Annotated in this window: 24 protein-coding genes and 1 other annotated feature; of the genes, 3 read left to right on the forward strand and 21 right to left on the reverse strand. The window is 45.0% G+C overall.

Translation table 11 applies throughout. The features are described 5' to 3' along the window. Nucleotides 1-3: 3 nt before the first annotated feature. From NST56_RS15435 to NST56_RS15470, 8 genes are all read right to left on the reverse strand, one after another. The gene (locus NST56_RS15435; protein ID WP_339177589.1) at nucleotides 4-1,305 is read right to left on the reverse strand and encodes an ABC transporter substrate-binding protein; all 1,302 of its coding nucleotides are present in this window, start codon (nucleotides 1,303-1,305) and stop codon (nucleotides 4-6) included. A 30-nt stretch (nucleotides 1,306-1,335) separates the two neighbouring features. Next, on the reverse strand, nucleotides 1,336-2,520 hold the full coding sequence (egsA, locus tag NST56_RS15440) for a sn-glycerol-1-phosphate dehydrogenase (protein WP_339177591.1): 1,185 nt from the start codon (nucleotides 2,518-2,520) through the stop codon (nucleotides 1,336-1,338). Continuing rightward, nucleotides 2,517-3,335, reverse strand: a complete 819-nt coding sequence (locus NST56_RS15445) for an HAD-IIA family hydrolase (protein WP_333512126.1) — start codon at nucleotides 3,333-3,335, stop codon at nucleotides 2,517-2,519. The genes egsA and NST56_RS15445 overlap by 4 nt, the downstream gene beginning before the upstream one ends. After that, entirely contained in the window at nucleotides 3,313-4,002 is a 690-nt protein-coding gene (gene araD / locus NST56_RS15450) for an L-ribulose-5-phosphate 4-epimerase (protein ID WP_326128780.1), read from the reverse strand. Before araD ends, NST56_RS15445 begins: the two co-directional genes overlap by 23 nt. 12 nt (nucleotides 4,003-4,014) lie before the next feature. Next, nucleotides 4,015-5,700 carry a ribulokinase gene (gene araB / locus NST56_RS15455; RefSeq protein ID WP_339177599.1) on the reverse strand — a complete coding sequence of 562 codons (1,686 nt, stop codon included), beginning with the start codon at nucleotides 5,698-5,700 and terminating at the stop codon, nucleotides 4,015-4,017. 15 nt (nucleotides 5,701-5,715) lie between these two features. Beyond that, nucleotides 5,716-7,206 carry an L-arabinose isomerase gene (gene araA / locus NST56_RS15460; RefSeq protein WP_268472258.1) on the reverse strand — a complete coding sequence of 497 codons (1,491 nt, stop codon included), beginning with the start codon at nucleotides 7,204-7,206 and terminating at the stop codon, nucleotides 5,716-5,718. Between the two features lie 179 nt (nucleotides 7,207-7,385). Beyond that, nucleotides 7,386-8,357, reverse strand: a complete 972-nt coding sequence (locus NST56_RS15465) for a glycoside hydrolase family 43 protein (protein ID WP_339177603.1) — start codon at nucleotides 8,355-8,357, stop codon at nucleotides 7,386-7,388. Nucleotides 8,358-8,555: 198 nt separating this feature from the next. Continuing rightward, complete coding sequence (locus tag NST56_RS15470) at nucleotides 8,556-9,641, reverse strand: M42 family metallopeptidase (RefSeq protein WP_339177606.1); 1,086 nt, start codon at nucleotides 9,639-9,641, stop codon at nucleotides 8,556-8,558. A gap of 187 nt (nucleotides 9,642-9,828) precedes the next feature. Between NST56_RS15470 and ysdB the strand changes: the two genes are divergently transcribed. Next, a complete protein-coding gene (gene ysdB, locus NST56_RS15475) occupies nucleotides 9,829-10,221 on the forward strand; it encodes a sigma W pathway protein YsdB (RefSeq protein ID WP_010335249.1) in 393 nt (130 codons plus the stop codon). A gap of 16 nt (nucleotides 10,222-10,237) precedes the next feature. On the opposite strand, the gene NST56_RS15480 is transcribed toward ysdB, so the two are convergent. Genes NST56_RS15480 through infC form a run of 4 tightly spaced genes read right to left on the reverse strand, consistent with a single transcriptional unit; the run spans nucleotide 10,238 to nucleotide 11,686 of the window. Then, complete coding sequence (locus NST56_RS15480; protein WP_339177609.1) at nucleotides 10,238-10,507, reverse strand: DUF1294 domain-containing protein; 270 nt, start codon at nucleotides 10,505-10,507, stop codon at nucleotides 10,238-10,240. Between the two features lie 53 nt (nucleotides 10,508-10,560). Further along, nucleotides 10,561-10,920, reverse strand: coding sequence for a 50S ribosomal protein L20 (gene rplT / locus NST56_RS15485; RefSeq protein ID WP_003222420.1), 360 nt, complete (start codon nucleotides 10,918-10,920; stop codon nucleotides 10,561-10,563). A 31-nt stretch (nucleotides 10,921-10,951) separates the two neighbouring features. After that, nucleotides 10,952-11,152, reverse strand: a complete 201-nt coding sequence (rpmI, locus tag NST56_RS15490; protein ID WP_003222418.1) for a 50S ribosomal protein L35 — start codon at nucleotides 11,150-11,152, stop codon at nucleotides 10,952-10,954. Nucleotides 11,153-11,164: 12 nt separating this feature from the next. Further along, nucleotides 11,165-11,686 (reverse strand): translation initiation factor IF-3, encoded by a 522-nt coding sequence (gene infC / locus NST56_RS15495; RefSeq protein ID WP_071543361.1) that lies wholly within the window; start codon nucleotides 11,684-11,686, stop codon nucleotides 11,165-11,167. A 56-nt stretch (nucleotides 11,687-11,742) separates the two neighbouring features. Beyond that, nucleotides 11,743-11,873: a sequence feature (ribosomal protein L20 leader region), on the reverse strand. Nucleotides 11,874-12,213: 340 nt separating this feature from the next. Between infC and NST56_RS15500 the strand changes: the two genes are divergently transcribed. Then, complete coding sequence (locus NST56_RS15500; protein WP_229146527.1) at nucleotides 12,214-12,846, forward strand: hypothetical protein; 633 nt, start codon at nucleotides 12,214-12,216, stop codon at nucleotides 12,844-12,846. A 31-nt stretch (nucleotides 12,847-12,877) separates the two neighbouring features. On the opposite strand, the gene lrgB is transcribed toward NST56_RS15500, so the two are convergent. From lrgB to lytS, 4 genes are all read right to left on the reverse strand, one after another. Continuing rightward, nucleotides 12,878-13,573 (reverse strand): antiholin-like protein LrgB, encoded by a 696-nt coding sequence (lrgB, locus tag NST56_RS15505; RefSeq protein WP_010335252.1) that lies wholly within the window; start codon nucleotides 13,571-13,573, stop codon nucleotides 12,878-12,880. A gap of 21 nt (nucleotides 13,574-13,594) precedes the next feature. Further along, nucleotides 13,595-14,035, reverse strand: a complete 441-nt coding sequence (gene lrgA / locus NST56_RS15510) for an antiholin-like murein hydrolase modulator LrgA (protein WP_010335253.1) — start codon at nucleotides 14,033-14,035, stop codon at nucleotides 13,595-13,597. 134 nt (nucleotides 14,036-14,169) lie between these two features. After that, on the reverse strand, nucleotides 14,170-14,895 hold the full coding sequence (locus NST56_RS15515; RefSeq protein ID WP_229146524.1) for a LytTR family DNA-binding domain-containing protein: 726 nt from the start codon (nucleotides 14,893-14,895) through the stop codon (nucleotides 14,170-14,172). Further along, entirely contained in the window at nucleotides 14,873-16,654 is a 1,782-nt protein-coding gene (gene lytS, locus NST56_RS15520; protein ID WP_268445487.1) for a two-component system sensor histidine kinase LytS, read from the reverse strand. Before lytS ends, NST56_RS15515 begins: the two co-directional genes overlap by 23 nt. Nucleotides 16,655-16,826: 172 nt before the next feature. Here lytS and NST56_RS15525 point away from each other — a divergent pair, with 172 nt between their 5' ends. Next, nucleotides 16,827-17,612 carry an HAD family hydrolase gene (locus tag NST56_RS15525; protein ID WP_339177619.1) on the forward strand — a complete coding sequence of 262 codons (786 nt, stop codon included), beginning with the start codon at nucleotides 16,827-16,829 and terminating at the stop codon, nucleotides 17,610-17,612. Nucleotides 17,613-17,650: 38 nt separating this feature from the next. Here the strand turns inward: NST56_RS15525 and thrS are convergent, their stop codons facing one another. The 5 genes from thrS to dnaB all read right to left on the reverse strand — a co-directional run bounded on the left by thrS (nucleotide 17,651) and on the right by dnaB (nucleotide 23,963). Continuing rightward, entirely contained in the window at nucleotides 17,651-19,582 is a 1,932-nt protein-coding gene (gene thrS / locus NST56_RS15530) for a threonine--tRNA ligase (protein ID WP_010335257.1), read from the reverse strand. 395 nt (nucleotides 19,583-19,977) lie between these two features. After that, entirely contained in the window at nucleotides 19,978-20,823 is an 846-nt protein-coding gene (ytxC, locus tag NST56_RS15535) for a putative sporulation protein YtxC (RefSeq protein ID WP_010335258.1), read from the reverse strand. 78 nt (nucleotides 20,824-20,901) lie between these two features. Next, nucleotides 20,902-21,543, reverse strand: coding sequence for a TVP38/TMEM64 family protein (locus NST56_RS15540; RefSeq protein ID WP_168748501.1), 642 nt, complete (start codon nucleotides 21,541-21,543; stop codon nucleotides 20,902-20,904). Nucleotides 21,544-21,581: 38 nt separating this feature from the next. Next, nucleotides 21,582-22,514 carry a primosomal protein DnaI gene (gene dnaI, locus NST56_RS15545; RefSeq protein WP_095714234.1) on the reverse strand — a complete coding sequence of 311 codons (933 nt, stop codon included), beginning with the start codon at nucleotides 22,512-22,514 and terminating at the stop codon, nucleotides 21,582-21,584. A gap of 27 nt (nucleotides 22,515-22,541) precedes the next feature. Next, complete coding sequence (gene dnaB / locus NST56_RS15550; RefSeq protein WP_268472253.1) at nucleotides 22,542-23,963, reverse strand: replication initiation membrane attachment protein DnaB; 1,422 nt, start codon at nucleotides 23,961-23,963, stop codon at nucleotides 22,542-22,544. Nucleotides 23,964-23,977: the final 14 nt, after the last annotated feature.

Genomic DNA, 23,977 nt, shown 5'->3' on the forward strand with positions numbered 1-23,977 from the left:
ATTCTATTTCTGTTTCAGTTCACCTGCCGCTCTGTCCAAGGCTTGTTTTGGCGTCTTTTGCTGAGATTTGAGCGCGTCGAATAATACGCTTCTGTTGACAAGGTCTGAAGCCTTGGCAAAATCCTCATGTAAATAAATCGGATTGATTTCATCCTTGATATCGAGCAGCACAGAAAAAATGCCTGTTCCGTTTTGGAAGTAATCCGTGTATTTGTTTTTCTCTTTTAATTCCTTGGAGCTCCAGACATCCCAGCGCAGCGGATCGAACCCGAGCACACTCCAAAGCTTTTTGTTTCCTTCTTCAGAACCCTTCGCAAAGGCGAGAAACTCTTTCGCTAATTCGACATGTTTGGCCTGCTTTGGCACAACGGTGGCTGTGCCGCCCAAACCTGCTGAACGATCGCCTCCTTCTTCCCATGCCGGAAGCGGCCGAATGGCAATCTTCCCTTTCAGATCAGGCATATAATCTATGAATCTTCCCATATACCAAATCGGCATCAGAACAGAAGCCGCTCCGCCTTGGTTCATAAAACCGTAATATTCTTCACTGTGATGCCCGCCGCCCGGTGCGGCGATCATTGTTTTATCATTAATCATGTCTTTTAAATACTGAAGCGTTTTTACATTGGTGACATTATTCAGGATCAGCTTTCCGTTTTTATCAAAATACCCTGAGTTTTGCTGTGAAATCATTGATAAAAACGTTGCTGAATCATTTGTTTCCACCGTTCCCATCGGCTTTCCGGTCGCTTTGCGCACTTTCTGTCCGGCTTTGCGGTAATCATCCCATGTTTTAATATCATCCGGGTTGATGCCGGCCTTTTTCATAATATCCATGTTATAGAACATCACCGTCGTCCCTACATGAGTATCCAGCCCGTACAGCTTGCCGTTTTTGCTGTACAGCGTAAGACGCGCCTCTACGAATTTATCCCTGTCCTTCTCAATAAGCGGGGACAAATCGGCAAGCGGGACATCGGAGCCCTTCAGAAAGTTTGAAAACCGGGCCAATTCGACATCTGCAATGTCAGGCACGCCTTCCCCGGCGATTAAGGAAATCGACAGATTATCGTGCATTTGGCCATACGGATAAACGACCGTATTCAGTTTAATTTGACGGTCAGGATATTTCTTATTCCACTCTTTCACCATTTCCACATAAAACTGCTCATGAAGTCCGTTAAATGTCCAAAAAGTCAGCTCCGTTTCACCCGGTTTACCGGATGACCGTTCCGCTGAACACCCAGCGATGAATAATGTCAAAACCATCATGAGCGCAAGAAAACAGGCAGTCATCTTTTTCATCTACGTTACCCCTTCCATTCGAGGTGCGGGCTATTCATAAAGACCATGATTGACAAGCGTTTTGTTTTCATTGATGAGTCTTAATCCGGTGCAGCGGTCTCTTAAGGTGTGCGCGTGTCTGAAGGCATTCTTGACGGAATCCTGCCCGACACCGATTTCGTCAAAATACGCAGGGCCTCCGGCAGATTTCAGCAAGCCGGCCAGCTTTTTTCCTTCCGGCAGCGTTTCATAAGCCGATTGAATGACTTCCCGCTGACGCGGAGAAAATTCGTTCAGCCCTTCAGCCTGGATCAGCTTTCTGTACGTGTCAGTCAATAAAACGGCCGCACAGCCCACTTTTGCCCCATGGAGAATCTGAGGCCGTTTTTTCTCCATTAATTCCATCTCAATCCAATGGGAAATATGATGCTCCCCTCCTGAAGCAGGGCGGGAATGGTCCAAAGCCAGCATGACAAGTCCCGATACAATTAAGGACTCCATCAGAACCCTGATGCCCGCTTCCGTTTTCATTGCAATGTCTTCAGCGTGTTCGATACAGGCATCAAGTGCTTCTTGTACGAGCTTTGCGCCTATTGGTGAATAAGGCTCACCAGCGAGCTGATGAGAAATATTCCAATCAGCCAAAGACGTCATTTTGCCTAGCATATCCCCAAATCCGGCCGCCACCATAGGCTGCGGCGCCGCTTTTAAGATATCAAGATCAGCGAACAGCGCGGACGGGGCCTTCGTTTGGATGGTTGTTTTCGTACCGTATAAAATAATGGGCGCACCAGCTGATGTAAATCCGTCAACAGATGGGGCGGTCGGATAAGAAATAAACGGCAGACCTCTCTGGAAGGCGGCAAAACGCACGATATCATGGATAGTCCCCGAACCGACTGCAATCATGATATCTGTCGATTTTTTCGTGTGGACCAGCACATGAATGAGTGATCGTTCATCTGCCGCCACATCTCCTGCTTCATTTTCCGGAATAATCAGGCACTCCGCCTGAAGCCCTTCCTTTATCAAGCGGTCTTCTAACTCGATCCCCGCTATGCGGTGCGTATTCCGATCACAGACAAGGACGATACGCTGATCATTCCTTCTTTTTACATAATCCAACAACCGATCGGCTGCTTGTTTTTCAAGAACAATCTCTTCTACTCCTAGAGGACATGTCATCTCCCCCGCGTGTTCAAAAGCACGCTGAACGCCAGCTGCGATATGATTCATAGCAGAATCCCCTCCTCAGCCAGTTTGGTTACATCCTTAATGGACTCCAGTACATAATCCGGCGTATATAAACGCTGTTCTCCCGGTTTCGCTGAACCAGTCAGCACTAAAGCGCTCTTCATGCCATACAGCTTTCCCATTGCGATATCAGATTCAATGCTGTCTCCTATAATCATACATTCATGCGCGGAAAGCCCCAGCGCAGTACAGGCAGCCTCCGCCATCAGCCATGATGGCTTTCCGACGACAAGCTCCGTCTTCGCCTGAGCAGAAGCTTCTATCGCCCCGATCATTCCGGCAACGTCGATGGCATTTCCGTCCTCATTTGGAAAATAGCAATCTTTGTTCGTGGCCATTATACGAGCGCCTGCGGCGGCCGCTTTAAAGGCTTGATTCAAGTCTTCGTAGGTGAGTGTTTCATGAAGCGAGATGACAAGCCAATCTGCCTCCTTCGGTTCATCCGCTGTCTGGACACCCGCCAGCCTCAGTTCGTCTATCAAACCTTGTTCTCCAAGCACCCATACCTTTGAAAAACGATAGTTTCTTTTTAAAAAGGCTGCTGTCACACTTGATGACAAGACAATTTCGCTTACATCTGCATCTATACCGGCACCAAGCAGTTTTTTTCTGCACATGGCACGGGAGATATTTCCCCGGTTGCTCAAAAAGACGATTTTCTTTCCCATATTTCGAAGTGTACTGATGGCTTCTCTTGCTCCATCGATCAGTTCGTTTCCTCTGAATACGGTACCGTCCAAGTCAATCAGAAAACCGGCCGGTGACACTGCGGGATTATGACTGGCCATAATACGCATTTGCTCCGTGTTTTCGATAAAAGTGCTTTTCGTGGAGAACAGTATTGATCGGGCTGACATTCTTGTTCAGCATCATAGAGTGATACGCCATTTCCGCAACCGTTTCTAACACCACCGCGTTATGAATGGCGTTTAAGGCGTCTGTGCCCCAGCAGAACGGGCCGTGGTTATTAACGAGCACACCCGGCACCTGCTCGTATTTATGATGCTGAAAGGTCTCCGCGATCACTTTGCCTGTATTCAGTTCATAGTCATGGATAATTTCTTCATCGTACATTTCTCTTGTACACGGAATCGCACTGTCGAAATAATCGGCATGTGTCGTGCCTAAAGGGGGTATGTCCCTTCCGGCTTGCGCCCAGCTTGTCGCCCATTGAGAATGGGTATGGACAATCCCGCCGATATTCGGAAACGCGTGATACAAATAAACATGAGTGGGTGTATCAGAAGAAGGTTTGAGCGAGCCTTCTACGACCTCACCTTCCAAATTCAAAACAACCAAGTCATCAGCTGTCAGCTCGCTGTATTCGACTCCGCTCGGTTTAATGACGATTAACTCTTTTTCACGGTCAATACCGCTTACATTTCCCCACGTAAAGGTCACCAGCTGATGCTCTTGAAGCTTCAGGTTGGCAGCCAGCACCTCTTTTTTTAACGTTTCAAGCATGCTCATCACCCTTTATGAATTCTTTTGTGCGGCAGATGAAAATTGAAGATTTTTTATCGTTTTTAGACGCTTCATGACATGATTCTCTTTTCCGAAATATTGAACCAGCTCTTTATATTCAGCGTATAGCTTTTCATATACGGCGGCATGTTCAGCATTTGGCGTATAGGATATATCTTTCAGTTTCCCCATGTGCGCCGCTGCCTCTGTGACATCATCATAGCCGCCGTTTTCTTTACCGGCCGCAAGCGCGCCGAAAATGGCAGAGCCTAAGGCTGGGGCTTGCGGTGAACCTGAGATTTTAATATCCATGTTTGTGACATCCGCATAAATCTGCATGACAAACGGGTTTTTCTCAGCAATACCGCCAGCTGCGTACAGCTCTTCAATTGGCACACCGCTTTCTCTAAATGTTTCAATAATCATCCTTGTGCCGTATGCTGTTCCTTCAACTAACGCTCGGTAAAGCTCTTCAGGTTTTGTCAGCAGCGTCATGCCAAGCAGCATCCCTGTTAGATCAGCATCAACTAGAGTTGAACGGTTTCCATTCCACCAATCCAGGGCAAGCAGGCCGCTTTCACCCGGCGCTTGCAGATTTGCTTTCTCGCTCAGCAGCTCGTGAATACTGATGTTTTTTTTCTCAGCTTCGTCTTTATATGCTTGCGGGACACACGTTTTTACAAACCAGTCAAAATGATCACCCACACAGGACTGACCGGCTTCATACCCCGCAAATCCCGGCAGAATGCCGTTGTCCACGACCCCGCACATGCCGGGCACAATGTTTACCTCGTCTCCTAAGAGAACGTGGCATGTTGAGGTTCCCATAATCATCAGCATTTTTCCTGGTTCTGTGATACCGACAGCAGGAACAGACACATGAGCGTCAACATTCGCAACAGCAACCGCTGTTCCCGGAAGAAGACCAGTCAGCTGTGCCATTTTTTCCGTCAGCCCGCCTGCTTTTTCCCCTACTGAGTGAATCGATCCCGCTAACTTGTCTTTTGTAATCGTTTTCATTGCAGGGTGAAGTTTTTCAAAGAAATCCTCTGAAGGATATCCCGCTTCCTCACTCCAAATCGCTTTATAACCGGCTGTGCAGTTGCTTCGCTTCAGCGAGCCGCACAGCTGATACACGATCCAGTCAGCTGCTTCGATCATCCGATCAGCTGCTTCATAAATGTGCGGCGCTTCTTCGGCAATCTGCATCACCTTCGGAATCATCCATTCTGATGAAATCTTTCCTCCGTAGCGCTGTAAAAAAGCTTCTCCTTCTTCTTCGGCGATTTGGTTGAGCCGATCAGCATGCTTTTGGGCGGCATGATGCTTCCAAAGCTTCACATAGCTGTGCGGCTCCTCTTCAAATTCCGGCAGCATACATAATGGCTGCCCTTCACTGTCGACAGGCAAGATCGTACATGCCGTAAAATCAATTCCGACCCCGATGATCTTTTGTGGATCAACACCAGTCTGTTCAAGTAATGACGGAATCGTTGTTTCCAAGACTTCCAGGTAATCTGCCGGATGCTGAAGCGCCCAGTCCCGCGGCAGCTTTTGACCCGTTTTGGGAAGTACGGTATCAATGACAGCGTGTGGATATTCTTTGACAGCAGCGGCCAGCTCTTCTCCAGTTTTGACGTGAACGAGAACCGCCCTTCCTGATAATGTTCCGAAATCAACACCTATTGTGTAAGCCAAGTGACATCCCCCTCTCTACTTTTGAAGCCTGTAAAGCGCCTCGTTCCATTTCAATTCATGTTTCAGCTTGTGAATCGATGTATCACGAGAAATTAAGATACTTTCAACCCCCGCCATTTCCGCCCAATCCATCAATTGCTCCGCTGTCAATTCGTAAGACAAGCAGGTATGGTGTGCGCCGCCGGCTAAAATCCATGCCTCCGCCGCTGTTTTTAATGAAGGCTCAGGCTTCCAGAGAACACGGGCGACAGGCAGATTCGGCATATCTTTCTCAATTTCCTGTCCGTTTACCTCATTGAGCACGAGACGGAAACGCCCTCCGATATCAACCAGACTCGCTTGAATGGCTGATCCGCTGATGCCATTGAATACAAACCGCGCCGGGTCATCCTTGCCTCCGATAGACAGCGGATGAACTTCAATTTTCGGCTGATCCAAAGCAACTGTCGGGCATACCTCAAGCATGTGTGAGCCAAGAATCATTTCATTTCCAGGTTCAAAATGGTACGTATAGTCCTCCATAAAGGACGTTCTTTTACCTTCAGCCATGATTTTCATCATCCGGACGAGAGCAGCCGTCTTCCAATCACCTTCTCCGGCGAATCCGTAGCCTTTTTCCATAAGCCTCTGAACAGCCAGCCCAGGCAGCTGTTTCATTCCGTGCAGCACTTCAAATGAAGTCGTAAAAGCCGTGTATCCGCCTTGTTCAAGAAAAGCGGTTAGGCCAAGTTCAATTTTCGCCTGTTCTTTAATGGACGCTATCTTTGCTTCGTCTCGTTTCGTTTCCTCGCTGATGACATAAAGCTTGTCATACTCTGCATAGAGTGTTTCGACCTCATCGTCCGTAATTCCATTCATCACTTCGACGAGATCCCCGATGCCATAGCCGTCAACCTGCCAGCCGAATTGAATATGCGCTCCCACCTTGTCGCCGTCCGTTACTGCAACGTGACGCATGTTATCTCCGAATCTGGCAACCTTGATATGTCTGCTTTCATTTAGCGCAGCCGCCGTATTCATCCACTGAGAAATTTCTTTCTTCACCTCTTCATCATCCCAATAGCCTGCGACAACTTTTCGGCTCAGTCCCATACGAGAATTGATGTACCCGTACTCGCGATCGCCATGTGCGGATTGGTTACTGTTCATAAAATCCATGTCAATCGTATTCCATGGAATATCCCGATTGTATTGAGTGTGCAGATGCATAAGCGGTTTTTGGTAAGAGGAAAGGCCTTCTATCCACATTTTTGCGGGAGAAAATGTGTGCATCCATGTAATGATTCCGGCGCATGTTTCACTGTACTCCGCTTCTCTTAACAGCTGTCTGATGGTTTCCGAGGAAGTGACAACAGGTTTATGCTTAATTTTATATCTGGAAGAAATGCCGCTAAGTCCCTCACAAATGCTTTTTGCATGCTGGTCGACCAGCTGCAGCGTTTCTTCTCCATAAAGATGCTGGCTTCCTGTTACAAACCAGAATTCATAATCTCTTGTCTGAAGCATGTTAACTGCCCCTTTCTTATAAAATAAAACGCTCCAATTCCAGAATGATAGATACGTACTAATAAACGAAAACTAGTGAATTATTATTAATTTGTACGAACAACTTCATTATAGTAATTCAGTAGGATACTGTCAATCTTTTCTTTTAAAAAAAGCCAGGTGTTCACCTGGCTTTCAGTTTAATAGGACGGCCAGCCTGAACTCCAATTCAAATCACTGATTAATAGCTTTGGAATGCCGTTATCTTTCCCGTCATAGGCATGGCGCACGAGTATGTTTCCATTTACAATATCCTGACCTCCAGGCCCTTTCCATTGTTCATTGCCGGAATCTAAGATGGTGCCCCCTCCTTCCAGCATACTTTTTCCGCTTTTATCAAGATAAGGCCCTGTTATGCTTTTAGATCTTCCATAAGCAATTTTGTACGTACTATTTACTCCATCACAGCATTTATCAAATGAAACCATTAAATAATAATAACCATTTTGATATGTGAGGGTAGGAGCTTCCAGCGCTCCGCCATTACTTGGCCTCGACGCGATGGAATAAAGCGACCCGGTAGGCTTCATCGTGTTCTTATCCAGCTTGGTCAGCTTGATTCCGCTCCAAAACGAGCCGAACGCAAGCCATGGGTTGCCATCCTTGTCAAAGGTGAGTTCCGGATCGATGGCGTTATAATTATTGGAGCTCGTTGACCGGATTACCAGGCCTTCGTCTTTCCAGCTTCCCGAGCTGATGCTTGTTGAAGAAGCAAGGCCTATGGCAGAGATATTTTTTCCGAAAGAAGATACTGAATAATACAGCCAGTACTTCCCGTTATAATATTGAATGTCCGGCGCCCACTGGTTTTGGCCGTAATTCGGCACATAAGCGGACCACCAAGATAAAGGTGTGCTGAAAATCGATTTTTGCACGGTCCAGTTTTTAGCATCCGAAGATTTGAGAACCCGCAGCCCTCTTTCTTCCGTAAGACCTGTTCCAAACGCGTACCACGAGCTTCCCTCTTTGATCATCGTTGGATCATGAAGCAGTTCATTAGACGCTCCCCAGAATGCAGCAGATGCCGGAGAAGTGGAAGTCAATAACAAACCCGCTGTCAGAGCAGCACTCGAAAAGTGAAAGAACCGTTTCCATGCTTTTTTCTTTTTCAATTTTGTCAAACCTCCTTTATTTTAGAAAGCGCTTACAAAACCTGAAATTGAATCCTCCTTTCCTTACAAATGGGCGGCATATCGTACGTGATCAGATTCAGGAAATTTTCGGTATCTTCTTTCATTTTAGTCACTCCGCCATAATTTGTACAGACAAAAAAATAGAATCCGCCTCACAAGGCGGATTCTTCCGTATCTTTATTGGTACGTAATACCGTCAACCGTTTGGCGATCTAACTTCTTAATGACTTCGGTGATTAATTTTACCGCGTTTTCATAATCGTCACGATGCAGCATGGCAGCGTGCGTATGAATGTATCGTGTAGCAATGGTAATGGACAGCGCAGGAACACCGTTTGCCGTCAAATGAATGGACCCGGAATCAGTTCCTCCACCGGCGATCGCATCAAATTGATATGGAATGCCTGCTTCTTCTGCTGTATTGACTACTAAGTCACGAAGTCCTTTGTGGGAGACCATAGATGCATCGTACAGAATAATCTGTGGTCCTTCTCCCATTTTGCTTTGCGCTTCCTTCTCAGAAATCCCTGGCGTATCTCCGGCTATCCCTACATCAACACCGAAAGCAATATCAGGCTGTATCGTGTGCGCAGAGGTCTTCGCTCCTCTTAGGCCAACTTCTTCCTGTACAGTTCCAACGCCATACACAACATTTGGATGATCTGTGTTTTTTAAATTTCTCAAAACATCAATGGCGATCGCACAGCCGATACGGTTGTCCCACGCCTTTGCTAAAAGAAATTTTTCATTGTTCATTACCGTAAATTCAAAATGCGGAACGATCATATCGCCTGGGAGTACGCCCCATTCCAATGCTTCCTCACGGCTTGAAGCCCCGATATCAACGAACATCTCTTTGATGTCTACCGGTTTTTTTCTCGCCTCAGCAGATAAAATGTGCGGAGGCTTAGATCCGATAACCCCTGTGACCTCTCCCTTTTTCGTCACGATGGTGACACGCTGAGCCAGCATGACTTGAGACCACCAGCCGCCGACAGTTTGAAAACGGATAAAGCCTTTATCGGTGATTTGTGTCACCATAAAACCGACTTCATCCAAATGCCCGGCAATCATAATTTTCGGACCGTTTTCCGCGCCTGTTTTTTTCGCAATTAAACTGCCAAGCCGGTCAGTTGTCACTTCATCAGCAAATGGTTCTATGTATGATTTCATCACTTGCCTTACTTCTCTTTCATTTCCCGGAATACCTTTTGCATCAGTTAATTCCTTCAGCATGGTTAATGTTTCATCCAATTTAGCCATGATTCCAAAAACCTCCCTCATATGTCCTGCATTATTATTATACAAAACCTGACGGTAACCATACGACTATTTCACTTAAAAAGCGGGTATATCTTTTTTAACAAACTTCTTTTAGAAAAAGTGAAACCTTTTTCTATGCACTTCGTATTACATCAGATCATCACAATGAGGGAGGTGCCTTCACACAATGTTTATCATGGTTCTCCGGATACTATTGCTTGCTTTATTTGCTTACTGTATTTATGCCTTGGTCAAATATGTCGCCAATCCAAAGAGAAGACTGAAGCTGGCCCAATCAAAAGAACTTTTTTATATTATCGATGAACAGAACAATACCCGAAAGAACTTTCAATTGACGTATAAAGGCGTGCTTTTTGAAGGAGAAAAGCATATTCCTTCCAAGGATCATCCGCTGTTCATCCACACCATCTTCGTATGGACAGAGTCTCCTGAAAAGCTGAAAAACTTCTCTGCAAAAGATTTTGAGAACATTGAAGAAAAAGTACTGGAACGATATCCGGATTGCAAAATTGACTGGGATCAGCCCATAAAACTTGCAAAAAAAGCAGAAGAGCGCTAAACGCTTTTCTGCTTTTTTATAAATCAAACGGACTGTAATAAATACCGATCAACACCGCTTCAATTACCAAAAGAAACGGCACACCGTATTGAAATGATGTGTGCTTCGTTTTATGTCTGAAGGTCTGCATGCCGAACCAGACACCAAGCGCTCCAAACACAATGGCAATCAGCCACAGCCGATCTTCAGAAATTCTCCATTTGTGGTGCTGCGCTCTTCGTTTATCTGCGCCCATCACCCAAAAACCGCACAGATTGATCAGAACTAGATATACAGCAATCATCATGTTCCCTCATCCTTTATATAAAAAAGCCGCTCTTAGAGAGCGGCTCTATATCATTATTTGTTTAATTGAGCTTTAGCAGCATCAGCAAGCTGATTGAATGCAGTAAGATCGTTTACAGCAAGATCAGCAAGCATTTTACGGTTTACTTCGATACCAGAAAGCTTAAGACCGTGCATTAAACGGCTGTAAGAAAGACCGTTCATGCGAGCAGCTGCGTTGATACGAGTGATCCAAAGCTTACGGAAATCACGTTTTTTCTGACGACGGTCACGGAAAGCATAGTTTCCAGATTTCATGACCTGCTGGTTAGCTACTTTGTATAATGTATGTTTTGAACCGAAATAACCTTTTGCTAATTTAAGAACCTTTTTACGACGCTTACGTGTAACAGTTCCGCCTTTTACTCTTGGCATTAAATTTCCCTCCTAATTGTTCCTTGTCCGATTACTTGATGTTAGCAAGCATTTGTTTGATACGTTTGAAGTCTCCTGCGCTTACAACAGCACTCTTGCGAAGCTTACGCTTTTGCTTTTGAGATTTGTTGGCGAATAAGTGACTTGTGTATGCATGAGAACGTTTTAACTTCCCAGAACCTGTCTTTTTAAAACGTTTAGCAGATCCGCGGTGAGTTTTCATTTTTGGCATGGGATTTCCTCCTTATTGCTTTTCGTTTTTCGGCGCGAGCATGAGGAACATGCTGCGGCCGTCCATTTTTGGTTTTGTTTCGACTGTCGCAACCTCAGCACATGCTTCAGAAAAACGGTCTAGTACACGTTGGCCGATTTCTTTATGAGTAATTGCGCGTCCTTTAAAGCGGATAGAAGCTTTCACTTTATCGCCTTTTTCAAGGAATTTAATCGCATTGCGCAACTTCGTGTTAAAGTCGTGCTCATCGATTGTCGGACTTAATCTAACTTCTTTTAAGTTAATGATTTTTTGATTTTTGCGTGCTTCTTTGTCCTTTTTCTGCTGCTCGAATCTGAACTTTCCGTAGTCCATGATGCGGCAGACAGGCGGTTTTGCATTTGCTGCAACTAACACAAGGTCAAGATTTGCGCGGCCGGCTATTTCAAGTGCTTCCTGACGGGACTTGATTCCAAGCTGGTCGCCATTTTGTCCGATTAAGCGGACCTCACGTGCACGGATACCCTCATTAACCAATTGATCTTTGCTAATAATGAGCCACCTCCATAGTTTCTTCGAATTGATTCACACTCTTTTGACTGCATTCTGCAGGCAAACAAAAAGTGCGGGCATTATAAAACACCCACACTACGAACATCTGTATCAATAAAAATGTACGGTCAACCTGCCAACTACATGAATGTGTCAATCAGGTGAGAAGCGGGTGCTTCTGCTTGTGATTTATATTCAATTCAATAACTATTCTACACAATGCCGGATGTTTAGTCAAGGATGACTTACCCGGAACAACTTTCTCATTGTAACACGGGTTATTTATGAGTGCAAGAGAGAAAAAGAAAATCTTTTATTCTTATCCAGCATGCATGTGTTCTGAACCCTCCAGACAATCATGAAGGATTTTGTTAAACAGCATTGGCTGAGCCATACGAAGATCCAATATACTCCCCCCATCCTTCTCCTTATTGCACAGTTTATCAAAAACCACATATAGGAAAAAATGCTAAACAAAGTGAACCTCATACTAAAAAAGCCGATATAAGAACCAGAAGGGAGTCCGACACATGAACAAACCGATTCAGCTTACTCTATTTTTGACATTGATAGTAACCGGCTGCTCCAATAGCAACAGCATATCTTCAGAGCCAAAAGAAGAGACTGTTATCACAGCCGCAGCGTTTCATGAAAACAAGCTGGAGAAAGAGCTGAAAAACCTAAAACCCGTTTCATTGAAAATGGTGAATCCACTTGCAACTGAATTAGGAAAGCTGAAGGCGAAGCAAGAAGCCGAGAAACAAAGACAAATCACTGCAGCGAAAAAACGAGAAAAAGAGCAGCGAGCGAAACGAAAAAAACAACAGGAGGAAGAAGCGGAAAGGCAACGATTGGCACAGGCAGCAGCAGAAAGACAAGCTGAGCTTGAAAGGCAGCGTCAGGCAGCAATCCAAAAACAGCAGGAAGCAAATGCCGAAAAAGAACGGCAAGCGCAGGAACAGCGTCAGCAGAATGAGGCATCCTCATCTAACAGTCAAAATGCGCCATCTTCCCCGAGCCAGACAGATGATGCCATTCAACAGCCGGCTTCTGAGCTCCCTGATGACGACGGCTATGGTTATGAAGAACGAAAAAAGTGGCATGACGATCAAGTGGAATGGGGCATTAAACAAGGATATATCGATCCGGAAGACGCACCATAAAATAGAAAAAGCCAAGGCTGTCAGCCTTGGCTTAACCTCCAATCAGCTGTATAAACACAGGAATGACCAGAACCGTTACGACCCCGACAACGACAACAGCAATACTTGCCATCGCGGCTTCGACTTCACCCATCTCGATCCCGACGGCTACACCGAGTGCGTGTCCGGACGTTCCGAGAGCCAACCCTTTTGAAATGGGATTCTTCACTTTAAATACCTTTAAAAACAAAGCGCCGAGCGCATACACAATGACGGCGTTAAAGATGACCGCAAAAGCTGTGATATCGCTGATGCCGCCAATATCTTTTGATAAAGGAAGCGCAATCGCCGTTGTTGCCGCCTGCGGAAGCATACTTTTCATAACAGCCTCATCAAGGTGAATCCCTTTTGCAAGCAAATAGACAATCGTGACAGAGCAGATAGAGCCTGCGATAATGGAGGACATAATTTGCCACCAGTATTTTTTCAGTTTATCTCTTTGTTTGTACAATGGAATGGCAAAGGCAATCGTCGCAGGTTCCAGGAAAAACTTAATGATTTCTCCCCCGTTATTATAGTCAGCGTAAGAGAAACCGCCGATTTTCAAGAATGCAATTCCAAGCACCATCGCAACAAACAATGGAGTGAAAAGGAAGAACCCTTTTGTTTTTTTAAATAAAAAGGTGCCGATGCCGAAAGCGGCCAGTGATACGACAATTCCGAAATAAGGACTCATTGTGCTTTCCATTTCATGAACCTCCTGTTTCTTTTAATGATGAACAAGTTCGTTTTTCTTCTGCGGCGGCTGCACTGTTTTTGCTTTTATGTCATCGGCAGTCTTGCGTTTTCCGCTCAATGTAAGAATAAGCTGAGAAAACAATCCTGTTGCCCCCAATAAAATAATCGTTGCGAGAAGAATGACAAGGACGATTTGCAGGCCGTATTGCTGCATCACACCAAGAGAATTCATAACAGATATACCTGATGGAACAAATAAAAATCCGATCAATGAGGTTAAAGACGTTCCGAGCGTTTCTACTTGTTCCAGTTTAATCACTTTCAAGCATAATAGGAGAAATAATAAGACCAATCCTACAACTGACGCCGGTATAGGAATTGGGACAAAAGCGGCAATCATATTGGAAACCATCATAATGACGGCAAAAATAAATGCTTGTGTTAAAAATCCGTACACTTTTTTAGCACTCATTTTCTTCACCTCTTTCTCTTTTGTACCCTCATTATAAATAAGTATTTCTCTCTATTAAGCGCTTACATGATAACTTGCCGAATATTTAAGGTGAGTTGCAGCATAAAAAGGATGAAATACAAAAAGCCGCCCCGTCAAATATGGAGCAGCTTTTTTAATTCCTTGGCATATGTCCGGCTGACCGGTATTTTCGATCCGTCTTTCATGATCAGGTTATAGGTGGAATTAAACCAAGGCTGGATCTCTTTGATGTACTCAGTATTAACGACAAAGCTTCGATGGACGCGGAGAAAATCAGGTTCCGGAAGCTTTTTTTCAATGACAACGAGCGTATCATTGACTGAATAAGAAGCATCAAAGGTTTTTACATTGACATGGCCATCTTCGGTTCCCGCAAAGATTATATCCTTCGTATCCACAATCACAATCGATTCACCGACAGATAAGGCTAATTTATGCTGGCTGGCATGGCCGGTCTGTTCTGGTTCAGCAATCTCCCGCTTTACCTTTTTATACTTTTTCATTGTTTGCCGAACCCTTTCTTCATCGAAAGGTTTGGTTAAGTAATCGAGAGCGTCCACTTCAAAAGCTTTAAGTGCATACTGGTCATAGGCCGTCGCGAACACAACCGCCGGAGGATGCTTCATATTCTTCAATCGTTTTGCGATATCAAAGCCATTCTCACCGGATAAATCAACGTCTAAAAACAGCAAATCAGGCTTTTGATCCATCATTTGGTCAAATGCTGATTCAATATTTTCTGCTTCATTGATTTCTAATTCCTCATTTGTCCTTTTGAGTAAATAGGCCAGTTCATCTCTTGCCAGAATCTCATCATCAACTATTAACACCCTGAGCATGTTCTTCTCCCTCTTTCATTTGTTGCATAGGCACTTGAAAGGAAACCTCTGTCCCTTTATGTACCTCACTCTTGATATGTAATGCAGCCTGCTGGCCGAATAAACCAATCAGCCGCTGATTCAGATTATAAAGCGCAGTCCCTGTTCCTTCCTTAGAAGGCAGCGGTTTATTCCCAAGTTCCGGCAAGACGTCCGGCGGAATTCCACGACCATTATCCGTGACCTTCATATAGACGGATGACTCATCAGATAAGACACAAACCGTTACCTTGCACATGTCTTGTTTTTTGGGAAACGCATGCCGCAATGCGTTTTCAACAAGCACCTGTAAGACAAACGGAGGAATCTCAATTGGCTCCAGTCTGCTGTCAATATCAAGCTCAATCTCATATTTCCCGGGAAAACGCGCCTGTTCTAATGACAGATAGGCTTGAAGATGATTCAGCTCCTTTGAAAGCGGGATCAGCAGCTGTCTTGCTCCTTGGAGATTAGAACGAAAGTACACACTAAGCTGCAGCAAAAGCTTACGGGTTTTTTCAACATCTGTCCGGCATAAAGCAGAAATCGTATTGATGGCATTAAATAAAAAATGGGGGTTAACCTGTGCTTGAAGCGCTTTGATTTCCGCATCCTTCAGAAGCTTGCTTTGCAGCTCAGCCTCACCGAGCTCAAGCTGTGTCGAAAACAGCATGGCAAGCCCCTCGGCAAGCTCCTCCTCTACCTGACTGAGACCGGCCGGGCTTTTAAAATACATTTTTAATGTTCCGATTGTGTTCCCGTTTGATGTCAAAGGCAGTACAATCGCCGCGTGCAAAGGGCATTCCGGATGGGTGCATTCAATCTCTTCCTGTGAAGTAGCCTTCATGATGCGCCCTGTTTTAATTACCTTTTTAGACAGACCTGTGATCAAGCTTTTAGATGGGATATGATGGTCCATTCCCGCTCCGACATGCGCAAGTATTTTCTCATTATCCGTCAGAGATACCGCATCTGTTCCAGTCATCTTATGAATGATGGACGCTACACTTTTACAAGAGCTTTCATTTAACCCTTGACGGAAAAAAGGAAGCGTCTGATCGGCAATGGTCAGCACCCTGTGCGTTTCAAGCGCTCTTGCCTGTTCTTCCTTGCGAATAATGGCTTGAATAATCGACAGGAAAATAAAGCTGCCTGTTCCGTTAATGAGGATCATCGGGATCCCGATCATGCTGACAAGCTCCCAAGCGTCAGTGAACGGCTTTGCCATCAGCAAAATAATGACCATTTGCAAGGACTCCATACCGATTCCGACGAGAGCTGCGATACGCGGTGTCGGCATTCGGTAGCGCTTCGTAAAATACCGGCCGATCCATCCCGCTAGAATCCCGGCTAAAACAGACGAGACCGCACAGCTTAAAGCCGTGCTGCCGCCGAGCGAAAACCGATGAAGGCCTGCTAATAAACCGATTCCCGCTCCAACAAACGGCCCGCCCAAAAGCCCTCCTATTTCAACGCCTAAAATACGGGTATTCGCAATAGAGCCAGACGGATCTATTGTAAACACCCAATCATTGTTCACAATCATATGTTTTTGAATTTCGATGCCGGTGTAATTGCTGATGATGCTGAAAAGAGAAAAAATAGAAATCAGTGCAGCCTTTCCTTTGTAGCCCTCCGGATTTTGAAGAGCCTGTCTGAAAAGTTTAGTGTGAGCCAGAATAAATCCCAATATAACAATAATTCCTACCCTTTCCAGCATCATAATCATTAATTGAATCATTTATGTCACCTGTTCTTTCCCATTTCATTTTATCATTTTTCGGCAAATCGTTTCATGGCTGACTGTTTTTTTAAAATCGTCTGAAAACATATTTCACAAGGCTTTTATCTATTGTAGAATAAACATGAGCATTTTGGCAGAAAGAATTGAATCTGAAGCAGAGGAGAAGATCATGAAAGCCGTATTTTTTGATTTAGATGATACACTACTTTGGGATGAGAAAAGCGTCAGAACAACATTTGCAGAAACATGTTTACAGGCCGAGAAAAAATATGGTCTTGACCCGCAGGAATTTGAAGAAGCTGTTCGGGAAGCGGCGAGAGAATTGTACATGTCTTACGAGACATATCCTTATACGGTGATGATCGGCATTAACCCATTTGAAGGGCTCTGGTCGAATTTCTCTGAGCCGATCAGTGAAGGGTTTCAGAAGCTGAATAAGATAGTGCCGGAGTACAGACGAAACGCATGGACAAACGGCCTGAAAGCGCTGGGTGTCGACGATCCGGCATATGGTGAATATTTGGGAGAGTTTTTTGCAGCGGAGCGCCGAAAACGCCCGTTTGTATACGATGAAACATTCGATGTGCTTGATCAATTAAAAGGAAAATATGAGTTGCTGCTTTTGACTAACGGCGATCCGAGTCTGCAAAAAGAGAAGCTCGCCGGCGTGCCTGACCTCGCCCCTTATTTCAATGAAATTGTCATCTCAGGCGCTTTTGGCAAAGGGAAACCCGACGCTTCTATTTTCGAGCATTGCCTTCAGCTGATGAATATCCAAAAGGAGGATGCCGTCATGGTCGGCGATAACCTGAATACAGATATTTTAGGCGCTTCCAGAGCCGGTATCAAAACCGTATGGATCAATCGGACGGATAAGAAAAATGAAACAGAAGTGACGCCTGATTACATCATCAGCAGCCTTCATGATTTGTTTCCTATTTTAGAACATAAATAAAAAAGCATGATCTCTTTCATGAGATCATGCTTTTTTTATTATTTCTTCGCTTCAGCTACAGCCTTTTTCACAAAATCATCAAGTGAAATGGTTTCAGACTTCTGCTCTCCGTATTTACGGACGTTTACCGCTCCGTTTTCTGCTTCTTGGTCACCGACCACAAGCATATACGGTATTTTTTGCATTTGCGCTTCGCGGATTTTGTAGCCGATTTTTTCATCACGGCTGTCGACTTCTACACGCAAGCCTTCACGCTGCAGGCGCTCTTGTACTTGCTTCGCATAATCCAAATGCACAGCCGGAGAAACCGGGATGACCTGGAACTGAACCGGCGCAAGCCATGTTGGAAGTGCGCCTTTATGCTCTTCGATAAGGAATGCAACAAAGCGTTCCATTGTTGATACCACACCTCTGTGAATAACAACCGGTCGATGCTGCTTGCCGTCTTCTCCGATATATGTCAGATCGAAGCGTTCAGGCAGCAAGAAGTCCAACTGAACAGTAGACAATGTTTCTTCCTTGCCGATCGCTGTTTTCACCTGAACATCAAGTTTAGGGCCGTAGAATGCAGCTTCGCCTTCTGCTTCGTAATAGTCATGGCCAATTTCGTCCATTGCCGCTTTCAGCATAGATTGCGCTTTGTTCCACATTTCATCGTCATCAAAATATTTCTCTGTGTCTTCCGGATCACGATAAGACAGACGGAAAGTGTAATCGTGCAAGCCGAAATCTTCATATACGTCCTGAATCAAACGAACAGTTCGGATAAACTCATCCTTAATCTGATCCGGACGGACAAAGATGTGAGCATCATTCAGTGTCATGCCGCGCACCCGCTGAAGACCTGACAGCGCACCTGACATTTCGTAGCGGTGCATTGTGCCAAGTTCAGCGATACGAATCGGAAGCTCACGGTAGCTGTGAATATCGTTTTTATAAATCATCATATGGTGCGGGCAGTTCATCGGACGGAGCACAAGTGTTTCATTGTCCATTTCCATCGGAGGGAACATGCCTTCTTGATAATGATCCCAGTGTCCTGATGTTTCATACAGCTCTTTGCTTCCAAGCACTGGGGTATAAACGTGTTCATAGCCGAGGCTGATTTCTTTATCGACAATATAGCGCTCGATCGTGCGGCGGATTGTCGCGCCTTTTGGCAGCCAAAGCGGCAGACCTTGTCCGACTTTTTGAGAATTCGCAAACAGCTTTAATTCTTTGCCAAGCTTTCTGTGGTCTCGCTCTTTTGCTTCTTCAAGCATGCGAAGATGCTCGTCAAGATCAGCTTTTTTGAAGAAAGCTGTTCCGTATACACGCTGAAGCATTTGATTATTGCTGTCACCGCGCCAATATGCACCTGCAAGGCTTAACAGCTTAAATTCTTTGATTTTTCCTGTTGACGGAACGTGTACGCCGCGGCACAGGTCAAAGAATTCGCCCTGCTCATAAATCGATACGGTTTCTCCCTCAGGAATCGCATCCAGCAGTTCAAGCTTCAGATCATCGCCGATTTCCGCAAAGCGGGCTTTCGCTTCTTCACGGCTGACTTCTTTTCGAACGATCGGAAGGTTCGCATTGACGATTTTTTTCATTTCTTTCTCGATTTTCGGCAGATCCTCCGGTGTAATCGCTTCTTCCATTTCTACATCATAGTAAAAACCGTTTTCGATAACAGGACCCACACCGAATTTCACATCTTTGTAAATGCGTTTAATCGCTTGCGCCAGTAAGTGAGCCGTACTGTGGCGCATAATCTCAAGACCCTCTTCTGATCCTTCAGTAATGATTTCCACAGTGCCGTCTTCGTTGATCGGCGTTTTCAAATCGATTTCTTTTCCGTTCAGTTTTCCGGCTAATGATTTCTTTTTTAATCCCGGACTGATGGATGCCGCGATATCTTCTGTTGTTGTTCCTTTCGCAAACTCCTTGACTGCTCCATCAGGAAATGTGATTTTTACCATATCTGACATCTTTGTCACTCCTTTTTTTGCATATAAAAACCCCGCCCCCTATGAAAGGGACGAGGTTGAATAAACGGAATCGTGGTTCCACCCTTTTTTCCGCAAGCCCATACACCGGCATTTGCGGCTCTAAACTCTGTAACGGGAGTTCCCGTCAGCCATTACTGTCCCTGCTAAAGGTGTTCACAGCTGAGGTTCAAAGGCGGTAAAGCGAATGGTCCTTAGCTGGGAAGCTTGCAGCCGTGACTTCCCTCTCTTCAAGCCGGTATCATTCCTTCATGTCCTTATCAGTACGTGTGTCAATCTTAATCTCCTATGTATTATAAATTGTTCGTTCTAAAAAATCAACACGATTGTATTTCCTTTTTTTAAGCGGCAGCCTTATGTTTACAGGCTGCCGGCACTTATCCCTCCGAGTGCTTGACCGGTGTTTCAGCGTTTGAAAACGCCTGAAGCGGAAGCATTTGCACACGTTCTTGAAATACGTTTTGAATCGTCCTTACCATCATATGCTCAGGCTGGTCTGTATAGAGAACCACCTCATCAGGTGCGATGGAGATCAGCGGCGCAAGCAAATGGGAGTCAATGTACATGGGGTGATCCCGGACAAATCGCCTGTCTATGTATTTCATTTTTTCCCGTTCCGGCACATAGCGCATCTCCCACAGTGTAAACGAACCGTCATGGACAATGTGCACCTTTTTGATTCGCGGAGGCTTAGCCATTACGTAGTCTCTGAGTGTCTGAATAAAGTTTTGGTACTCCTGCTCCATCTTATATTCGTCTATTGCCGCTTCCACAGTTTCTCTAAGCTGTTCGTAGTACTTTCCGAGGCGAAAGATTTGAAAGGAACGAATTGAAAATACTTCGTCCTCTAAACAAATCGTTCGGAGCTCATCTAAAATATACTGCTTGCGCGGCGGCTTCATCGGTTCAAACGGAAGAACATCAGCTTCCCCCTCTATAATACTGTGTGCGAGCTGAAGGATTTGCTGCTGCTCATCCTGGTCCGTGAAACAATACGTCTCTTCAATCAAAGACAGCATATGCTCGTCTTCTTTGCATTCTAAAAAAAACTTGACCAGAATCGGCTCCATAAAACGCTGAATAGAGAAAGCCGGCTCAGCTTTTTCAATCTCGATTTTTCGTATACTTTCACGGACAATGATGTTTTCCCGATCGTCCGAATGCTGAATGAGATGTAAAAAAGCGGCTGTATCATGGTCATCTTCAAAGATTATTTCAAGCATGTTTGTCCCCCCTTACGGCATCTGTTACAAGTATATGGGGGATGTTTTTAAAATAGACGTAAAGGTCACAGGCAAATCTTAATTTGATTCTTGAAACAAGTTTTGCATTTTCTTTCTGAAGATAAGTGGCAGCGCCATAAAAATGATATAAAATCCGAGGACGAGAAAGAAGGCGGGCAAATTGCCCGTGAAAAAGCTTGCTCCCAGCACGTTCAGCGCAACGGTCCCAGGGATGATTCCCGCAGCCGTCGCCGCAAAATAGGGCAGCGCCTTGACATTAGAAAGCCCTGCCGCATAGCTGACGAAGTCAAAATTAATCGGAAGGATCCGCAGAAGAAAGATATAGAAAAAACCGTTTTCCTCCATCTGTTTCTGGATGTTTTCCAGCCTTTCATGATGGCTGTTCGTTTTTGCCGCAAACAGACTGGCTGCAAAAAATGAGACAGCCGAAGCGCACATCGACCCGAATAGTGTGTAAAGCGTGCCGAGAATCGGGCCAAAGGCGAGACCGCCCGCAATAGAAATAACTGATACCGGAAATAATACAAGCGGCCTGACGATCGATATCCCGATAAAGATAAGCGGTGCAAAGATGCCAAACGATAAAACCCATATTCGGATTTCCTTCGGAGATAGATTTAAATACCTTTTATTGGCCCAAAAAATCAAGCCTGCTCCCGCAAGCACTGCCAGCCATTTAACAGCCGTTTTAAGTTTCATACCCTCTCAGTTCCTTCCCCTTTGAACCGCAGCGGTTATTAATGGCGGCGGTTTTCTCCGTCAAGACGGATCGGAGCAGCCAGATATAAAATCCGCTCCATTAATCTAGCCGCTTTTACTTCTTCCTTTTCTCCCCTTTGCGAATACGTAAAATGATGTTTCAGCTCATCAGGCGAGAAATTAGAAGAGAAGAAAGTCGGCAGTTGCTGAGACATTCTGTGCTGAAGCACTGTCCCGATGACTTCATCCCTGACCCAGCTCGTCATCGATTCCGCTCCGATGTCGTCGAGCATCAGTACAGGCGTTGTTTTTACCATGTTCAGCTTATCTTCCAATGAATGATCTTGAAGCGAGTTTTTCAGCTCTCTGACAAATTCGGGCACATAGACGATCATGGAGGAATACTCTTTTTCCGCCAGCTCATTGGCAATAGCGGCGAGCATAAAGGTTTTTCCTACGCCAAACTTGCCGTACAAATACAATCCTTTCCCTTTTCCCGTCTCATTATAGCTTTTCAGAAAATCCGTGACATGCTGGAACATTGCAAGCCTGCTCGGGTCATTAATATCGACCTGCTGGAACGTCGCTCCGAGAAGATCCTGCTGAATATACATGCTTTTCATGAGAGACTTCTGTTTTTTCTGCTGATCGAGCTTTCGTTTGACTGGACATTCGTAATACTCGATATCAATAGAGCGGCCGGTCATCACAAGCTTCGGATGGTAGCCCTCCAACAGATTATTGCTGTTTTCGTCTTCTGAACAATAAGAGCAGTGCTTGCTCTGTCCAATATATTCATAAAGCTTATTTAAGCTTCTTTCAATCATTTTTTGATCGATGACGTCTTCATTTTCCTTCAAAAATGCCTGAACGTCTTGATCCTTCATCACTTTTTCCTTCATTTGTTCAAGACGCTTTTGGAAATCCGGTCTGCCGGTTACGCCCTGCAGGGAACGGCTGATTGGTTCCATGTATTACTTCACCCCGCATCTCTGCTCTTAATAGGCAGAGTATTTTTTCAGTTTTTTCATTTCTTCCATCATCTTTTTCTTCTGTTTTTCCAAGTCCTGTTCATGTAGCATCTGCTGTCCGGTTTCAGAATCGGACGCCGATTTCTTTTCTTTCATCCAGTCAGGAAGTTTTTCTTCGCGAATCACTTTTTGATTTCGTTTAGAAGCTTGGCTCGTTTTACCTTCAGCCCATTCAAGATACTGGCGGTTTTCTTCTATGGCAAGCTTCATCGCTTCTCTGACCGTTTTGACTTTTTTGCGCGCCCAATGGGAGGCAATTTTTTGTATATAGTTTTTCGACAGCTTCATGTCGGTTTTCAGCATGACATAATAAATTAACACATTTGTGACGCCTGGTTCCAGCTTCTGTTCAAACATAATCTCTTCTATAATTTTCAAATCTGCTTTTGACGGTTCGGTTCCGTCCGCGATATCCTGAAGAAGCTTTTTCGGTGAGATGACCTCGAGCAATGCGATCAGCTCACTATCCAGCGAATCCTCTTCTGCCGGTTTTGCGCCTTCACGCAGATGTACCGGCTGTGTTTTCTCCACTAAGTCCGGCAGCTGTCCGTTCCTCTCGATTTGGTACCAGTCGCTTGCCGCTTTTCTTAAAGCTTCGGTGGTAATCACTTCATGCTCATCGATCGCGCTCATGACGACGTTTTGCATCTGCAAAGGATCAATGCCGTACAAATAAGAAAGCTTTTTAATCGTTTCCCGCACCTGCTGTGTCATTGCTTTTCTCGGAATCATCGTCTCCGAAAGCCCCGCTAAAAACAAATCAAAATCGAACACATCCTCTGTAACGGTATAGGACGGAGCCTGTCCGACAGTTGTATACTCTCTTCCCGTCGCCAGTCTCACCGTTTCCTCCATGTCGGATGTAAGCTTCCATTCACTCGGCTGCAGCGATTCAAACGCATGGTTAAACGGCCTTGTAATTTCTTTGGCATCTTCTGAAATCGCCGGATGCGTAAAAAATTGTTTTAACTGCTGATATTTTGTTTTTCCGACTCTGTTATATAAAAAAACGTTCAGCATGCCGTCTTCGAAAAATTCATTCGGCCGCAGCGGCGGCAGCAGTTCATATATAAAGAGGCGCTCCTGCCGCTCGGATTCTTTCATATATACTTTCAGCAATCCGATGCCCTCGAGCTTTCCCTGTTCCTGATGGATCGTTTTCAAATTGGACTGAGTCATTCCCATCAGCTGTCTATGTGTGGATTCTCCGCCCCACAGTCGGTTTTGTTCAAGTTCTCCCCACAATGTCATATAAAGAGAGAATGCAACAGGGCCGATTAAGGGCTGGTACAGTTGTGTAATAATTTGTCTGTCAATATCCTGCAGCATTGATTTGCTTTTCACCACATAAGGGTCTACAGGCAGTACATCTTTCCAATAGTCAGCCATACATTCTCAAACCT

The sequence above is a fragment of the Bacillus sp. FSL R5-0560 genome, assembly GCF_037966305.1.
Taxonomy (GTDB): Bacteria; Bacillota; Bacilli; order Bacillales; family Bacillaceae; genus Bacillus; species Bacillus mojavensis.

Excerpts from the sequence above, each read along its gene's own strand:
- NST56_RS15435 (WP_339177589.1), bottom strand. The coding sequence starts at position 1,305 with ATGAAAAAGATGACTGCCTGTTTTCTTGCGCTCATGATGGTTTTGACA.
- egsA (WP_339177591.1), bottom strand. The coding sequence starts at position 2,520 with ATGAATCATATCGCAGCTGGCGTTCAGCGTGCTTTTGAACACGCGGGG.
- NST56_RS15445 (WP_333512126.1), bottom strand. The coding sequence starts at position 3,335 with ATGCGTATTATGGCCAGTCATAATCCCGCAGTGTCACCGGCCGGTTTT.
- araD (WP_326128780.1), bottom strand. The coding sequence starts at position 4,002 with ATGCTTGAAACGTTAAAAAAAGAGGTGCTGGCTGCCAACCTGAAGCTT.
- araA (WP_268472258.1), bottom strand. The coding sequence starts at position 7,206 with ATGCTTCAGACAAGAGATTATGAATTCTGGTTTGTAACAGGAAGCCAG.
- NST56_RS15470 (WP_339177606.1), bottom strand. The coding sequence starts at position 9,641 with ATGGCTAAATTGGATGAAACATTAACCATGCTGAAGGAATTAACTGAT.
- ysdB (WP_010335249.1), top strand. The coding sequence starts at position 9,829 with ATGTTTATCATGGTTCTCCGGATACTATTGCTTGCTTTATTTGCTTAC.
- NST56_RS15480 (WP_339177609.1), bottom strand. The coding sequence starts at position 10,507 with ATGATGATTGCTGTATATCTAGTTCTGATCAATCTGTGCGGTTTTTGG.
- rplT (WP_003222420.1), bottom strand. The coding sequence starts at position 10,920 with ATGCCAAGAGTAAAAGGCGGAACTGTTACACGTAAGCGTCGTAAAAAG.
- rpmI (WP_003222418.1), bottom strand. The coding sequence starts at position 11,152 with ATGCCAAAAATGAAAACTCACCGCGGATCTGCTAAACGTTTTAAAAAG.
- NST56_RS15500 (WP_229146527.1), top strand. The coding sequence starts at position 12,214 with ATGAACAAACCGATTCAGCTTACTCTATTTTTGACATTGATAGTAACC.
- lrgB (WP_010335252.1), bottom strand. The coding sequence starts at position 13,573 with ATGGAAAGCACAATGAGTCCTTATTTCGGAATTGTCGTATCACTGGCC.
- lrgA (WP_010335253.1), bottom strand. The coding sequence starts at position 14,035 with ATGAGTGCTAAAAAAGTGTACGGATTTTTAACACAAGCATTTATTTTT.
- NST56_RS15515 (WP_229146524.1), bottom strand. The coding sequence starts at position 14,895 with ATGCTCAGGGTGTTAATAGTTGATGATGAGATTCTGGCAAGAGATGAA.
- lytS (WP_268445487.1), bottom strand. The coding sequence starts at position 16,654 with ATGATTCAATTAATGATTATGATGCTGGAAAGGGTAGGAATTATTGTT.
- NST56_RS15525 (WP_339177619.1), top strand. The coding sequence starts at position 16,827 with ATGAAAGCCGTATTTTTTGATTTAGATGATACACTACTTTGGGATGAG.
- thrS (WP_010335257.1), bottom strand. The coding sequence starts at position 19,582 with ATGTCAGATATGGTAAAAATCACATTTCCTGATGGAGCAGTCAAGGAG.
- ytxC (WP_010335258.1), bottom strand. The coding sequence starts at position 20,823 with ATGCTTGAAATAATCTTTGAAGATGACCATGATACAGCCGCTTTTTTA.
- NST56_RS15540 (WP_168748501.1), bottom strand. The coding sequence starts at position 21,543 with ATGAAACTTAAAACGGCTGTTAAATGGCTGGCAGTGCTTGCGGGAGCA.
- dnaI (WP_095714234.1), bottom strand. The coding sequence starts at position 22,514 with ATGGAACCAATCAGCCGTTCCCTGCAGGGCGTAACCGGCAGACCGGAT.
- dnaB (WP_268472253.1), bottom strand. The coding sequence starts at position 23,963 with ATGGCTGACTATTGGAAAGATGTACTGCCTGTAGACCCTTATGTGGTG.